Below are 14,511 nucleotides of genomic sequence, written 5' to 3'. Positions count from 1 at the left end.
TTTAACACTTCCTATTTATTCTATCATATTCCCTATTTCCTATGTATCTAGCCGGATAGCTTAAAAAAGAGGGCTGCTGCCCTCTTTGGTTATTTATAGAAGTTTTTACGAATATCATCTTTTTTAATACCATATTTTTGATAATACGTATCCATCATACCTGCAATATTTTGATCCCAACCGATGTCACTCGCATATTGATGCTGACCAGGATTGCTAGGATTCCAACGCATTTGATAAAGTGAAATTTGTCCTTTATCGAAGAAGTCTTCTCGTACAAAACGTGCACCGCCCATAATTGCACGTTCTGGTGACGTCCACTTCTGCTTTTTCGCATAACTATGGCCATGCTTCATTGCGTCTTCATCAAACGCACCGATTCCATAAAAATTATAATATGTTTTTCCTTTAAACTTAATGCCTTTCGATAATTCAGAACGTCCATGTCCTGTTTCTACTAATGCATGGCTGACGAGATAAATAACATTCACATCATATTTATCTTGTGCCTTTAAAAATGCGTCCCCTTTATTTTCAAGCACGCCTTTGCCTTTTAATAATTGATTCACTTCTTTTTCATCCATTGAGACAGGCTCTGAAATATCCATATAACTGATATTATGATTCTGTCTTTTAATTGCCATAGCTTGTTCAACATCTGCTTTAGATGCATTCACAAATTGACCATTGTTTTCTTTCGTATTCAATACACCTTTTGAAGTTTGAAGTTGAACAGCTTCATCAAATGTATAATTCTTATCATTGCTGAACCAATTCGTTTCATTAATGATAAATAGAATAATAAAAGTTAAAAGAATTAAGCCGACAAACAGCCTGAAAATACGCGTTTTTACTTTACGATTCATTATGCGAACTCCTCATGTATTTTTTCTATTTCAACATAAAGTATGCTGCAATGATCACAATCATCACAATTGTAAAAGAGAGATTGATAATTATCTTCATTCCTGTTCTGTCACGGAATAAAACATTAAACATCATTAAACTGATAATTAAACCGATCGCAAACATGGTAATCGCAAGCACGGCTTTCATCATAATCAAAAAAATAAAACCAAGCACGACAAATAAATTTGAAATCAGTGCTAAAGCTTTTAATATGTTCGGGTTAATCGTCAACACCTTCTTTCTATCATCTACATCTAAATTCTATTAAAGTTTATCATATTTCTGACAGCGTCGGCAGATAGATTCTGTATGTAAAAAAAGAGCCGTTCTAAAAAGAACAGCTCTTATAGAATGACGCTTAATCTTCGCGTGACATTCCTTTTAATAAGTTTACGAAATACGTAATACTTCTGTTTGCTTCATCGTCTTTCAATAAGCCGACTAAGCTAGAAATTGTTGTACGTTGATTTGGACTTGCAGCATTCGCATTTTTAAGTCCTTTGTTCAACTTAAGCAACATTTCTTCTGTACCTGCTACATCCACTTTACCAAGCATGAATACAAGTGGTGCTAAGTTGTTTAATAAGCCAGTATATTGCTCTTTATTCAACTCTTTTGTGATCTTGTTTGTAATGAAGCCACGTTTTTCAACTGCGCCGATACCAGCGTCTAAGATTTTCGCATCATCTAAGACACGCATTAAACGGATCGCTTTGATGATGACATCTTTGTTTTCTGAAATGGCATCAGTAACCTCTGCAAGATCTTTCGCTTTTTGCTCTTCATGTGAAATTTCCATACGTTTGATTTTTCTAATGTTTTCAGCCATCGTGTCTCACCTGATTTCCTGGGAACACGTAGTCTGGACGTGCCCATTTTTTCTGAACTTGAACACTGTATTGCGGGTTACGTTCTGTATTCACACGGAAGTTAGAAGGGTTAAGTGGTGACTTACCTCTACGTGTAATAACTTCCATACGTGCTGATGTACGTTTGTAAGATGGTGTATCTGTGTCTTTGTCAACGTCACTGTTTGTCAGCATATTGACTGCACCTGCAGTACCATCTTCGTCAGCGTTATTATTCATCGGAATATAGATTTCTTTACCTTTAACACGGTCAGTAATGTGAACAACTAATTCAACTTGACCTGTTGAAGAAACTAATCTAACATCTGCACCTTCATGAATACCGCGGTCTTCCGCAAGTTCTGGTGAGATTTCAACGTAAACATTCGGCACTTTGTATTTGATACCAGGCACTTGGTAAGTCATATTACCTTCATGGAAGTGTTCTAGGATACGACCATTGTTAACATGGATATCATATTCTTCATCTTCTTTGAAGAAGTTGTCGAATGTTAATGGATATAATTTGGCACGTTTATTAGGGAAGTTGAACCCGTCTAAGTATAAAGTAGGTTCATCTGTTCCATCTTCATGTACAGGCCATTGTAATGAATTGTAACCTTCTAAACGGTCATATCTTACACCAGCGAATAATGGTGTTAAGCTTGCCATTTCATCCATGATTTCACTTGGATGTGAGTAGTTCCAGTCTAATCCAACTTTGTTTGCGATCAATTGAATGATTTCCCAGTCAGGTTTTGAGTCGCCTAATGGTTTCATTGCTTGATATAAACGTTGAATACGACGTTCTGTATTTGCGAAAGTACCTTCTTTTTCAAGTGAAGGACTAGCTGGTAAAACAACGTTTGCGAAACGTGCTGTTTGTGTCAAGAATGCATCTTGAACGACTAAGAAGTCGACTTTTTCAAGCGCTGCTTGTACAAAGTTGATGTTTGCATCTACGATACCAGTGTCTTCACCATAGATGTACATTGCGTCGATTTCATCGTTATGGATGCCTTCCATCATTTGATGGTTATCACGTCCAGCAATAGCTGGTAATTCCATACCCCATGCTTTTTCGAATTTCGCACGTACTTCATCGTCAGTTACATCTTGGTAACCAGGGAATTTATCCGGCATACTACCGCCATCACTACAACCTTGTACGTTGTTGTGACCACGTAATGGATAAGCACCTGTACCTTCTCTTCTATAGTTACCTGTTACTAATAACAAGTTAGAGATTGCAGTACTTGTATCACTACCGATGTCTTGTTGAGTAACACCCATCGCCCAAGCGATACATACGCCATTAGAATCAACCATTTCATGTGCGAAGTGAATCAAGTCATCTTTAGGAATACCTGTTGTTTCTTCCGCAAATTCTAATGTGAATGGTGCTAATGATTTGTAGTACTCATCGAAGTGATCTACCCACTCATCGATAAATGCTTTATCGTGAAGGTCGTTATCGATAATGTATTTCGTAACTGCAGCTAACCATGCCAAGTCAGTACCTGGTTTTGGTTGATAGAATTTGTCTGCACGTTCAGCCATTTCATGACGACGAATGTCGAATACATGAAGTTTGTTACCGAATAATTTATGTCCACGTTTGATTTTAGAAGCAATAACTGGGTGAGCTTCAGCAGTGTTTGTACCTACTAATACCACCATGCCTGCTTTCATTAAATCATCCGCTGAACCTGAGTCACCACCGTGACCGACAGTTCTGAATAAACCTTTCGTTGCGGGTGCTTGACAATAACGTGAACAGTTATCGACGTTATTTGTACCCATTTGACGTGCTAATTTTTGCATCAAGTAAGATTCTTCAATTGTACCTTTAGATGATGCAATGAATGATAATGCATCTGAACCTTTAGCTTCTTTGATACGTAAGAAGTTTTCGCTAATTACGTTCAATGCTTCTTCCCACTCTACTTCAACGAATTCGTCACCTTTACGTACTAAAGGTTTCGTTAAACGTTCTTCAGAGTTGACGAAGTCCCAACCGAATTTACCTTTCACACAAGATGAAATACGGTTAGCTGGTGAATCATGTTGCGGTTGAACTTTAAGAATTTCACGGTCTTTCGTCCATACATCAAATGAGCATCCCACACCACAGTATGTACATACTGTTTTCGTTTTCTCAATACGTTCTTCGCGTAATGCAGATTCTGAATCTGAAATTGCGAATAATGGACCATAACCTGGTTCTGCTTTCTTAGTTAAGTCAATCATGTCTGCTAATGTACCTGGTTCAGTATCAGTCATGTAACCTGCTTCACCCACCATGTGGTTTTCCATCATTGCGTTACATGGACATACAGTCGCACATTGTCCGCAAGATACACATGATGATTCGTTGATTGATACGTCGTTATCCCAGATAACACGTGGTTGTTCACGTTCCCAGTCGATTGATAATGTTTCATTGACTTGAACGTCTTGACAAACTTCTACACAACGACCGCAAAGAATACATTGACTTGGGTCATAACGATAGAAAGGACCGAAGTCTTTCTCGTAACCTTTGTCTTTATATTCATATGATTGTTCCTGAACACCGAATTCATCCATTGTATTATGGATTTCACAATCACCGTTGTTGTAGTCACATACTGTACAATACAGAATGTGCTTTTCTAAAATACGATCTAAAGCTTCTTTTTGAGATGCTTTAACATCGCTGTTTGTCGTATTAACGACCATTGGTCGATCAATTGTTGTGCCGCATGCACGTGCAATCTTTCCGTCGATTTCTACTGCACATGTATCACAAGTTTCAATCGGCCCTAATGATTCGTTATAACAGATTGACGGCACAAATGTATCTCTAGATTTAATAAACTGGAGAAGATTCGTACCTGGTTCCACAAGATAGTCTTTCCCGTCTAATGTAAGGACAAGATGTTCTTGCATGTAATCACCCCTATATTCTGAGGTCTTGCAAATGTGTTTAAGCTGATGACATACCGACAGGTATACTGCATTCTGATTGATGAGGGTCAAAAGAACAGTATAAGAGTCGCATGAAATCCCCGATGTCACGCTTACGTCACAGATACGAATGTATGTATCAACATTAATATCTATTGAAATTAAGCAATCTTTAGATGAACAATGCAACGAAGTTTGCGGTTGCATCTCACTTCCTTTAGAAACATTCAGCCTCTAAAGATTCAACTCATTTCCTAAACCTCTATTTATTTTATATATTCCGTAAATATTGAAGACTAGTCTTTTTTTGCCCCACGCAATAAAAAATAGTCTTATTACTAATTCTATTACTTTTAAAGTTAAATGTTAAGTCCCATACTTATATATTCTCTCTAAAGTTGACATATTAAACTTTTTATTCATGAATCTCTTTTTTTGGTGCCGATTTAAAGGATTTAACATAATGTATTACTCTATTTCATAGACGAATTAGTTTAAACTTTCTTTTAAAAAATACCGACATATCACATGCCGGTATTTTGCTTACTTATCGTGTAATCTACCTAATACTTCTTGTTTAATAATATTGATAGCTTCATCAAATTTTTCTTCATTATGGTTTGCATCTGCATGTGCAATTAATGAATTGACTAAATCAGCATCATTATATTCGCTGACTTTCAATTTGAATTGATCAATTCCAACTTCTACAGTGTTGCCATTCGGTTGGAATTCATTGATGCCATAATAATTATCTGCACCTAAGCCGCCTTCATCAACCATTTCAGATACATCTTGTACTTCTTTTTCATCTACTTTATTTTGATCTTTATTATTATTTGTCATAAAAAATTCCCCCTCTGTTTATCATTACCCCAAAACATGTATTTTATTTATATACAATTTTAAATTTTAGGGTAAAATAATACCAAGACAAAGATTAACCCTGCCTCGGCATTTCATTTATAATTCTAAATTTTGTCTTAGCGCATTTGAAACGTTATTCAATGAACTTTCATCAGGTACAAAGTAATAAACGCCATCACTTTGAATACCTCCACCGCCTTGTAGTTCTAAACGGTTCATATTTTCATTTGCTTTTTGATATTTAGAACGGACTGTATTTAATTCACCTAGAGATAGGTCAGTTGTAACATTCTCTTTGATTTGATCCGTCACACCATTAAAGTTCGTTAGTGACTTCACACTTGTTAATTCATTCGCAATACCACGTAACACTAATTGTTGACGCTCTTGACGACCGAAGTCACCGCCTGCACCTTCTTCTTTACGTGAACGGATAAACGCTAAAGCTTTGTCACCATCTAAATGTGTTTTTTCGCCTTTCACAAAGCTGTAACCACTATAACTAAATGTCGCATTACTGATAACATCTACACCGCCGATTTCATCGACCATACCTTTGATGCCATCCATATCAACTGTCGCATAATGATCAATCGGTACATCCAACAATTTCTCAAGTGATTTCACAGCCATATCCGGACCACCATACGCATAAGCATGATTAATTTTCTCTACTGAATCATGCCCGACAATTTCAGCTTGTGTATCACGTGGGATACTGACAATTTCAGTTGTCTTTTTATCTGGATTAATAGATAACACCATGATTGAGTCAGAACGTTGTCCGTCCCCTTCACTTTGACGTTTTTCATTACTATCCACACCAAATAAAGCAATTGTGAATGGATCACCTTTGTTTAAATCTACTTTTTCTTTTCGTAATTCTGATTTGTCTCTGTCTAGAGGGTTATGAATCTTTCCGCCAACCGCAAAAATCTTAATTGCTAAGTAGATTGCTGCAATAAGCGCAAGTATTACTAAAATTCCAAATGCCCATAATAATATTTTTGGTACAAGTCCCATTTTACGACCAGGTTTATCTGTTCTCTTCACCCAACCACTCCTCATCTTTCATTTCAATCCATTATATTATAGTTGATTTTAACTAACATGGTGCTTAAGTCTTAGTTATTTTATTAACTTGATAACCGCCTTTTTGATTTAATATTTCAAGGACCGCTTCATGACACCCTTTATTACTAATAATAAACGGTCCGCCAACCGCAAAATCAATTGGTTCATTATCAAGATTCGTCATTTTCAAATCAAGTTCTTTCGCAAATAAAAACTGTGCAGAAATATCCCACGGTTTCGCATTTGTATTAATGTGTGCTCCGAATTGACCTTTCATCACGCGTAAAGAATCTAATCCGCAAGCCCCGATTAATCGATAACTGAATGCTGCCGCTTTTAAATCTGCTTGTGTATGATCATTTAAAACATATGGATTATACGACAGAATCATTTCACTGATATCTAAAGAAGGAACCTTAGGCATACGTACTTCATTTTCAAATGCACCTTCATCTCTGATGGCTTTATAAAGTGTATGGTGCGGATAATCATAAATGTAAGCAAGCATCGGTTGACCTTCAGAGAAATAGCTTAAGATAATACAATAATCTGTTTTTTGTTTTACTAAATTCGCAGTACCGTCAATCGGATCCATTATCCAAACATCGCCATGTTTCGCATCTACTAAATCATTATTTTTTTCTTCAGCGAAAAGTTCATGACTTGGGTAATGTTCTTTTAAAAATGCGTCAAATTGATCTTGAATCATTTGATCTACATTGGTTACTAAATCAAACTGATTTGCTTTTGTTTCTGTATGCATATCCGCAATCAGTTTAGGAATAATATCATCCAACCCTTTCAACCAGTGTCTGATTGCTTGGTCTAATTGAAGCAGTTGATTACGATTCAAATTACACACCTCATCCTTTATTTTTCTTATGTATGTTTTCATTCTAGCATGGAACACAAATGAACTGTTAACGACTTTATAATCAATAAAAAAACCGACTAGCTTAACTAGTCGGCATAGAAAGGAAAGTAAGTAATAATATTGAAGATGTTAATTAACTAGTGATTCGCACGTTCTAATAAATCACACGACATGATTTATCATTACCCCTTTGTTCACTAAGTGCTATCTCCTAGTTACTAATGATAGTTTAGCACATAATTTTATAAAATGTAAGCGTTTACTTGAAATTTTTTCGACTTTTTTTAATTTTTTCTACAAGTACATTACCTAAAAACATCAAATTTTAAGAGATATGATATAATGATTGTAATATGTAATATATCGGAGGTGGCTTAATTGAATAAAATAGAACGTCAAAATAAACTTGTTCAGGCAATTGAAACCAACCATCAACTCACTGCAGCACAACTTGCGAAAACACTTAAAGTTTCAAAGCGTACGATATTAAGAGATATCCAAGATCTTGAAAAACAAGGTGTCCAAATTATCGCAAAACAAGGCATGCTCGGCGGATACCAGATTCAAAGCCATCCTGCACCGATTCAACTCGAATTAAACGAAGCACAAATGCTAGCTTTATTTATGACATTAAACGAGAGTCAATCTTATTCTAGTTTACCTTATAAAAAAGAAATTGCACAAATTATCAAGAAATGTCTCAATCAGCCAGCAACACATATCAGACGTTTGTTAAAACGCATGGATCGCTACATTAAATTTGAATCTAACCCAAACGAGACAATACCGCAAATCTTTTCAGACTTATTAATTTATTGCGCAGAGCGTAATGTGATGTTAGTCGAATATGATTTGGAAAGTGAGACCTATACTGAAAATGTCATCTTTATCGGATTGATATGTCGCAAAGCTGAATGGCGTGTCGTTATTTTCGATATTGGTCATGGACATACAAAAGAAATACCGATTCAAGCGATTCAAGACATCTCTTATTCATTCCATAAAACATTAAAGACTCACGATATTACTATCTATAATTATCAACAATTTTTAAAATCCAACTAAGGGATACACCTCAGTTGGATTTTTTTATTATAGATATAAAATTGTGATGATAAAAGAAACGAAATTATTCGCGATGTGAATTGCGATAGTAGCTGCAGTATTTTTACCTGATTTGAAATATACATAAACAATAACAATTGCCATAATTAAATAGGACCCGATTTCAAATGGAGATTCGGCTCCTGTGACATGAATCAACGCAAAGCCGATAACCGAAATAATCGCCATGACAATATAATTCAACTTCTTCCCTAACTCTCCAATCAAAATGGTACGGAAGAATAATTCTTCAACAACAGGACCTATAATTACTACAAAAATAAATGTGAAAGGTAAAAATGCCGGATTTCTGAACAATAATTCTAATTCCTGTTCATTTTGTGTTTCTGTATACTGTAAATTTTCAGGCAAGAACGAAACCAAATAATTGTAGAGTGTTTCTCCTCCCATTGCGATCAGCAGCATAATTAACAAGAACAACCAATGTTTCTTAACATAATGCCATCCTGACGACAATTTCATAGGCATTTCACTATAGTGAAAATAATAGTAAATAATTAAAAGTGCGATATATGTATTGATTTGACCTATAGCTGAAATTGGAATTAATGTTTCAACGGTCATCGGTACATTAAAATTGGCTGCTATTAACGTTTCTAAAAAAGTAAATAGAAAGATTAAAACAAAACCAATCGGAATTAACGTTAAATCTCTCCATGCTGGCTTATTATTTTTTAACTCCATAAGATGCTCCTCTATACAAAATTTAACTTCTCATGCATTTATCTTAAGTTATCGGCTTTCAAATCACAAATTAAATTTATCTTTTAAGGAATGATTAGTAATGACAAAACAAACCATTGAAACAGATATTTACGCACAACTGATTCATTTGATTACTTTAAGCGACACCTATCATCACTATATAACTTTAAATCAACAGAAGCCTGCTGAACAGACTGCAAATGATATCACAACATATCTACAAGCATATTATCACAAAGCACAAAGCTTAGTTGAAACACACCCTTCTTTTATTACACAACGCTACTGTGACTTATTAGCCAAATTAATCTTGCAGCCGTTAGTAATCCTTAACACTGGCAATACAAATGTGATGATCAAAACGTGGCAAAAACCCATTCATCACTTGCTTTTTCTTTTAACCTCACACTCAATTATTGACTAATTTTTTAATATTTTAACGTTAATCGTTTAAATCTTTATCAGTTAGGTATGATAATACTAGTGAGTGTTGTTTTTAAAATTCTCAATTGTGTTAGCTGTCATCCTATAGTACACTAGAAACCATTATAAAGATGAACTGATAATTGGGAGACTGTCGGTTTGTCTGAGTCGTGCTTTAATAGGCGTACAAACAATAATCAAAGTAAACTGTAGCAACTAAGGGTTCTGTTTACTGCTATCTATGATTTACAAAACAAATGAAAAAGCAGCTTTGTTTTTTCATAGAGCAGGTGATTATGATGACAAACATACTATTTAAACTAGAAACAAAATATAATGTTTTAACTAAAAGCGAGAAAAAAATCGCAGACTTTATTTTAAAACGACCACAAAAAGTCATTGATATGACAACTTTAGATTTAGCGAACAGCACCAATACCAGTCCTTCTTCGGTCGTCCGCTTCGGTTACAAAGTAACAGATGGCGGCTTTCAAGAATTAAAAACGGAAGTATCAAAATACCTTTCCAAACGTACAAAACCCCAACCTATTGAATTACAACCGAATGAATCGATTGATTCTATTAAACGCAAAATGTTGTCACGCAGCACTCAAACATTATGCAGAGTTTCAGATGAAGTTGATGAACAGAAGATTGAACAAGTCTGTATCAGGTTGAAACGTTCACGTACCATCTTCTTATTTGGCTTTGGTGCTTCCTTTGTTTCAGCATTAGATTTAACACAGAAACTATCTAAGGTTGGTTTAAATGCACAATGCGTTGAAAGTGTACACGCGTTAATCAGTTTAATTGCAACCCATGACGCCCGTGATACATTATTCTTAATTTCTAATAGCGGTGAACACAATGAACTCGAAGCCATTGCACGTGTTGCGTCGGATTATCATTTGTGCCTGATTACCTTAATGGGTACACATCATAATCCGATGACACGCTATAGTGATATTGATTTGATTTACAGCGAATCAGAAGAAAATGAGTTTCGTATGGCGGCTACTACTTCTCTGACAGCCCAGCTCTTTACTATCAATGTGCTGTATTACCGTTATTTGTCTATGGACTTTTCAAATGCGTTAGATACAATTACGCAATCTAAAATGGCTTTAAACAACTATAAGAAACATCTTTCTAAAATTAAATTTGAACATTAAAAAAGAGTTGAGCATAACGCCCAACTCTTTTTCATTTGTCTTATATTATTCTAAATGTTGATCTTTGTAAGGTAATTTGTCGTATCCTCTGATGAAGTAGAACGCTGTCATGAAACCTAAGAATAAGAATCCGATAACAACTGATACAACTGTTTCTTTATTAAGCAACATACCGATTAATACGATAATTAAGAAAATAATAGTCGCATAACTTGCTGGTGCTCCGCCTGGCATTTTGAATGGATGACCTTGGACTTCTTCAGGATGAAGGCGTCTGAAGCGGATATGACTGATTAAAATCATAAACCAAGGAATCATACCAGGTAAGATTGATGCACTATAAACATATACGAAAATACTGTCTGCACCTTTAATGAATAAAGGTAAGATAACGTTTAAGATAACACCGATAAAGATACCAATTGAAATCGCAAGTACTGTGTACACAGGTACACCATTTTTCATTACTTTCAAGAAGAATCTAGGTAATTGTTTGTGTTGTGCCAATGTATAAATCATACGGCTCGCACTGAAGATACCTGAGTTACATCCTGACATTGCGGCTGTTAATACTACGAAGTTGATTAAACCAGCTGCAATTGTAATACCGACTTTCGCGAATGTTGCTACGAATGGACTACCGATTGTACCAAGTTGATCCCATGGATAAACAGTTACAATAACGAAGATAGCTCCGATATAGAAGATTAAAATACGCCAGATAACACCGTTAACTGCTTTTTTAATATTCTTTTGAGGATTTTTAGTTTCCCCTGCTGTGATACCGATTAATTCTACACCTTGATAAGAACCTACAACGATTGATAAAGCAAAGAAGAAGCCAAGCCAACCGTTAGGAAGGAAACCGCCGTGTGACCATAAGTTAGATAAACCGATGGCATTTCCGCCGTTACCAAGTCCGAAGAAAATCAATCCGAAACCAGCAATAATCATTAAAACAATAGTGACAATCTTGATCATCGCGAACCAGAATTCAAACTCACCGAACGCTTTAACTGATACTAAGTTCGCTGAAGCTAATAATACAATAACGATAACACCAGGAATCCAATCTGGAAGTTCTGGGAACCAATATCTCATGTATTCTCCGACTGCGATAACTTCACTCATACCAACTACAACCCACTGGAATATGTTACTCCAGGCTGTTAAATATCCTGCTACTGGATGAATATAGTCACTTGCGAAGTTTGCAAATGAACCTGTAGTAGGATGTAAGTAAACCATTTCTCCCATTGCACGCATTACTAAAAATAAAAATAGTCCAACAATTAAATAAGCAAAAATAACAGATGGTCCTGTCCATTTAATTGTACTTGTCGCACCCATAAATAAACCAACGCCGATGGTACCACCGAGTGCGATCATTTGAATCTGTCTAGAACTTAATCCCCTGTGTAATTGAGTTTCTTCCATTAGAAAATACCCCTTCTCTTTCATGATTTCCAGGCCCTATTACAAGTTATCGATAGCTGCCCCATTCTCTCTTTCTATTTCAGCGTCCCAATTTACTAAAATTTAAAAGATTGCGAAAAATTTAACAATGTTTCTTTTTGCTATCGATTTGTAACTTTTCAAGCCCATTGAGGCTATTATACTATAAAATTTCTAGATGAAAACATAAAAATTACACTTTTATGTATGCGCTTTCATTTATTTTTTCCTAAAATACAACAAAAGCAGTCATCGCGCATTTTAATGCATTTCGCACTCAAATAAAATATTGTATTCCTAAAACACACACAATGAACAGTGTCCATTTAGTAAATACATTTTATTTGAACATTATAGCACGGAGTTTTATAAAAGCGCAATGTACTTTTGATAATTTTCTGATTCTTTGTCATGTACATAGAGACAATTGTCTTTTTGACACAATCACTGTTTTATATACAAATGCAGTATTTCAATAATTTTCACGAGACAGTCATATTTATGAAAAAAGTTTATGTGAAAGTATTCACAAAAATAAGAAATGCGATTATACTATATGCATTACAGAAAATGAGATAACCCTCTCAGCCTGAATTAATATTAAACATTTTGCTAGAGCGAGGAGTTTTTTTAGGAATGAACAGTGAAAAATATATCCGTTGGGATAATGTATTTTATGGACGTAAATGGGTTAAAGAAGTTGTTAAAACTATCCAAACTAAAGACGTCTTACAAGCGACTTATTTTAAGCGCTATTTATTACGTGCCATGATGGCAGGTTTTATTATCAGTATTATTGCAGTCTTTGTATTAGCCATTAAAGCTGGTTTTGTACAAGAAGTACACACAGGAGAAATCAACACAGGAATTATCAACATCGTCGGATCAGTTGCCTTCAGCTTTGCCTTAGTACTGATTCTTTTTACCAATTCAGAACTCCTGACAAGTAACTTTATGTATTTCACAGTGGGTTTATATTATAAAGTTATTTCGCCATGGCGCGCTTTCCAAATCTTTATGTTATGTTTCATCGGTAATATGTTAGGTGCCCTAGCCTTCTTTATTATCTTACGTTTCAGTGATGTCGTTACACCAGAAATGATGAAACAATTAGAAGTCTTGCTACATCACAAAACAATGACAGCTGACTTTACTCAAATATTAGCTAAAGCAATTTTTGCCAACTTCTTTATCAATATCTCATTAGTTATTGCGATGCAAATTGAAGACATTCTAGCAAAAATGTTTGTGATGATGTTTGGGGTTGCTATCTTCGCATTCATGGGTTACGAACACGTTGTTTACAACGCATGTCTATTTATCGGCGGCGCTATTTACCAATCAGATGTTTTACACTTCTGGCCTGCAGTCATCAATATCATAGCTGCATTCATCGGTAACTATATCGGCGGCGGATTAATCATCGGTCTATTCTATGCTTACTTGAATGACCATAAACAATTTAAGAACGAGCTTTAATATGCATACGACGCACCAATATACTATGTTATAATTTGAGTGAACTGAATTGAAAGGAGACGTCAACATTGTCTAAACAATTAGTTTTACGCGGACTATTATATACATTTATATTTGGTGCGTTATTCTTTTTCTTAAACCGCTCAGCCAGTCAAGAATCGCTGACACATACTTTAATTATGTCGGTAATTGCTGCTGCGGTATTCGGTGTATGCTATGTCGCTTTGTTTAGCGCATTGACTTCTCCAGCTAAAAAAATGAAAGTCGGGATTGTATTACCGATTACCGTTATACTCGGTATTGTTATCGGACACTTTACAAATCATATGAAACTTGGAGTAGGCCTTGGCCTAGTACTTGGTATTGTCATTGCCTTTCTCTGGGATTATTTATCAAAGGATCATAAAGGAGAATCAGAGTGAAGCTTACCTTAATTATTATTATCATAGTGCTCCTTATCATCAACCTTGTACCAAACTATCTCATGTACAAACGTTTGAAAGCACAAGGTGAACAAGCAAACCGTCGTGCATTAATGATTGGAGTAGACGCGATTTTATTAGTCTTAGTCATCGTCGGTCTAGTTTATATGTTGAAATAAATCGAGTAGGAGAGTAATCATTAATTGACC

The 14,511-nt window shown here is 35.4% G+C and carries 15 protein-coding genes; 6 read left to right on the top strand and 9 right to left on the bottom strand.

Annotated elements, in window-relative coordinates:
* Window positions 1–89 precede the first annotated feature (89 nt).
* From HMPREF3270_RS03515 to HMPREF3270_RS03485, 7 genes are all read right to left on the bottom strand, one after another.
* Entirely contained in the window at window positions 90–866 is a 777-nt protein-coding gene (locus tag HMPREF3270_RS03515) for an N-acetylglucosaminidase (protein WP_070847932.1), read from the bottom strand.
* Between the two features lie 25 nt (window positions 867–891).
* Window positions 892–1,143, bottom strand: coding sequence for a hypothetical protein (locus HMPREF3270_RS03510; RefSeq protein ID WP_037556062.1), 252 nt, complete (start codon window positions 1,141–1,143; stop codon window positions 892–894).
* A 124-nt stretch (window positions 1,144–1,267) separates the two neighbouring features.
* Entirely contained in the window at window positions 1,268–1,738 is a 471-nt protein-coding gene (locus HMPREF3270_RS03505; RefSeq protein WP_002479643.1) for a helical membrane plugin domain-containing protein, read from the bottom strand.
* Window positions 1,731–4,688: a formate dehydrogenase subunit alpha gene (fdhF, locus tag HMPREF3270_RS03500; RefSeq protein WP_002479644.1), complete on the bottom strand. Its 2,958-nt coding sequence runs from the start codon at window positions 4,686–4,688 to the stop codon at window positions 1,731–1,733. Before fdhF ends, HMPREF3270_RS03505 begins: the two co-directional genes overlap by 8 nt.
* Before the next feature lie 561 nt (window positions 4,689–5,249).
* Complete coding sequence (locus tag HMPREF3270_RS03495; RefSeq protein ID WP_002479645.1) at window positions 5,250–5,552, bottom strand: hypothetical protein; 303 nt, start codon at window positions 5,550–5,552, stop codon at window positions 5,250–5,252.
* Window positions 5,553–5,669: 117 nt separating this feature from the next.
* On the bottom strand, window positions 5,670–6,626 hold the full coding sequence (locus tag HMPREF3270_RS03490; RefSeq protein WP_176746711.1) for an LCP family glycopolymer transferase: 957 nt from the start codon (window positions 6,624–6,626) through the stop codon (window positions 5,670–5,672).
* A 64-nt stretch (window positions 6,627–6,690) separates the two neighbouring features.
* The gene (locus HMPREF3270_RS03485) at window positions 6,691–7,500 is read right to left on the bottom strand and encodes an inositol monophosphatase family protein (protein WP_057509918.1); all 810 of its coding nucleotides are present in this window, start codon (window positions 7,498–7,500) and stop codon (window positions 6,691–6,693) included.
* A 399-nt stretch (window positions 7,501–7,899) separates the two neighbouring features.
* On the opposite strand from HMPREF3270_RS03485, the gene HMPREF3270_RS03480 reads away from it, so the two are divergent.
* The gene (locus HMPREF3270_RS03480) at window positions 7,900–8,586 is read left to right on the top strand and encodes a helix-turn-helix transcriptional regulator (RefSeq protein WP_070847926.1); all 687 of its coding nucleotides are present in this window, start codon (window positions 7,900–7,902) and stop codon (window positions 8,584–8,586) included.
* Window positions 8,587–8,613: 27 nt separating this feature from the next.
* On the opposite strand, the gene HMPREF3270_RS03475 is transcribed toward HMPREF3270_RS03480, so the two are convergent.
* Window positions 8,614–9,330 carry a CPBP family intramembrane glutamic endopeptidase gene (locus HMPREF3270_RS03475; protein ID WP_002479649.1) on the bottom strand — a complete coding sequence of 239 codons (717 nt, stop codon included), beginning with the start codon at window positions 9,328–9,330 and terminating at the stop codon, window positions 8,614–8,616.
* Between the two features lie 100 nt (window positions 9,331–9,430).
* Between HMPREF3270_RS03475 and HMPREF3270_RS03470 the strand changes: the two genes are divergently transcribed.
* Window positions 9,431–9,775, top strand: coding sequence for a hypothetical protein (locus HMPREF3270_RS03470; RefSeq protein WP_002479650.1), 345 nt, complete (start codon window positions 9,431–9,433; stop codon window positions 9,773–9,775).
* A 298-nt stretch (window positions 9,776–10,073) separates the two neighbouring features.
* Window positions 10,074–10,946 carry a MurR/RpiR family transcriptional regulator gene (locus HMPREF3270_RS03465; protein WP_002479651.1) on the top strand — a complete coding sequence of 291 codons (873 nt, stop codon included), beginning with the start codon at window positions 10,074–10,076 and terminating at the stop codon, window positions 10,944–10,946.
* A 45-nt stretch (window positions 10,947–10,991) separates the two neighbouring features.
* Here HMPREF3270_RS03465 and HMPREF3270_RS03460 read toward each other — a convergent pair whose 3' ends face one another.
* The gene (locus HMPREF3270_RS03460) at window positions 10,992–12,383 is read right to left on the bottom strand and encodes an amino acid permease (RefSeq protein WP_002479652.1); all 1,392 of its coding nucleotides are present in this window, start codon (window positions 12,381–12,383) and stop codon (window positions 10,992–10,994) included.
* Between the two features lie 654 nt (window positions 12,384–13,037).
* Here HMPREF3270_RS03460 and HMPREF3270_RS03455 point away from each other — a divergent pair.
* The 3 genes from HMPREF3270_RS03455 to HMPREF3270_RS03445 all read left to right on the top strand — a co-directional run bounded on the left by HMPREF3270_RS03455 (window position 13,038) and on the right by HMPREF3270_RS03445 (window position 14,481).
* Complete coding sequence (locus tag HMPREF3270_RS03455) at window positions 13,038–13,880, top strand: formate/nitrite transporter family protein (protein ID WP_002479653.1); 843 nt, start codon at window positions 13,038–13,040, stop codon at window positions 13,878–13,880.
* 68 nt (window positions 13,881–13,948) lie between these two features.
* Window positions 13,949–14,302: a hypothetical protein gene (locus HMPREF3270_RS03450; RefSeq protein WP_070847922.1), complete on the top strand. Its 354-nt coding sequence runs from the start codon at window positions 13,949–13,951 to the stop codon at window positions 14,300–14,302.
* Window positions 14,299–14,481 carry a hypothetical protein gene (locus tag HMPREF3270_RS03445; RefSeq protein ID WP_002479655.1) on the top strand — a complete coding sequence of 61 codons (183 nt, stop codon included), beginning with the start codon at window positions 14,299–14,301 and terminating at the stop codon, window positions 14,479–14,481. The genes HMPREF3270_RS03450 and HMPREF3270_RS03445 overlap by 4 nt, the downstream gene beginning before the upstream one ends.
* Window positions 14,482–14,511: the final 30 nt, after the last annotated feature.

It is taken from the genome of Staphylococcus sp. HMSC65H10, from assembly GCF_001839185.1.
In the GTDB taxonomy this organism is placed as follows: Bacteria; Bacillota; Bacilli; order Staphylococcales; family Staphylococcaceae; genus Staphylococcus; species Staphylococcus simulans.
Note: the sequence above shows the minus strand (reverse complement) of the source record. Positions and strands in the feature narration are given on the sequence as shown.

What these genes read in the sequence shown, in the direction of transcription:
- HMPREF3270_RS03515 (WP_070847932.1), bottom strand. Translation starts at nt 866, where the DNA reads ATGAATCGTAAAGTAAAAACGCGTATTTTCAGGCTGTTTGTCGGCTTA.
- HMPREF3270_RS03505 (WP_002479643.1), bottom strand. Translation starts at nt 1,738, where the DNA reads ATGGCTGAAAACATTAGAAAAATCAAACGTATGGAAATTTCACATGAA.
- fdhF (WP_002479644.1), bottom strand. Translation starts at nt 4,688, where the DNA reads ATGCAAGAACATCTTGTCCTTACATTAGACGGGAAAGACTATCTTGTG.
- HMPREF3270_RS03495 (WP_002479645.1), bottom strand. Translation starts at nt 5,552, where the DNA reads ATGACAAATAATAATAAAGATCAAAATAAAGTAGATGAAAAAGAAGTA.
- HMPREF3270_RS03475 (WP_002479649.1), bottom strand. Translation starts at nt 9,330, where the DNA reads ATGGAGTTAAAAAATAATAAGCCAGCATGGAGAGATTTAACGTTAATT.
- HMPREF3270_RS03470 (WP_002479650.1), top strand. Translation starts at nt 9,431, where the DNA reads ATGACAAAACAAACCATTGAAACAGATATTTACGCACAACTGATTCAT.
- HMPREF3270_RS03465 (WP_002479651.1), top strand. Translation starts at nt 10,074, where the DNA reads ATGACAAACATACTATTTAAACTAGAAACAAAATATAATGTTTTAACT.
- HMPREF3270_RS03460 (WP_002479652.1), bottom strand. Translation starts at nt 12,383, where the DNA reads ATGGAAGAAACTCAATTACACAGGGGATTAAGTTCTAGACAGATTCAA.
- HMPREF3270_RS03455 (WP_002479653.1), top strand. Translation starts at nt 13,038, where the DNA reads ATGAACAGTGAAAAATATATCCGTTGGGATAATGTATTTTATGGACGT.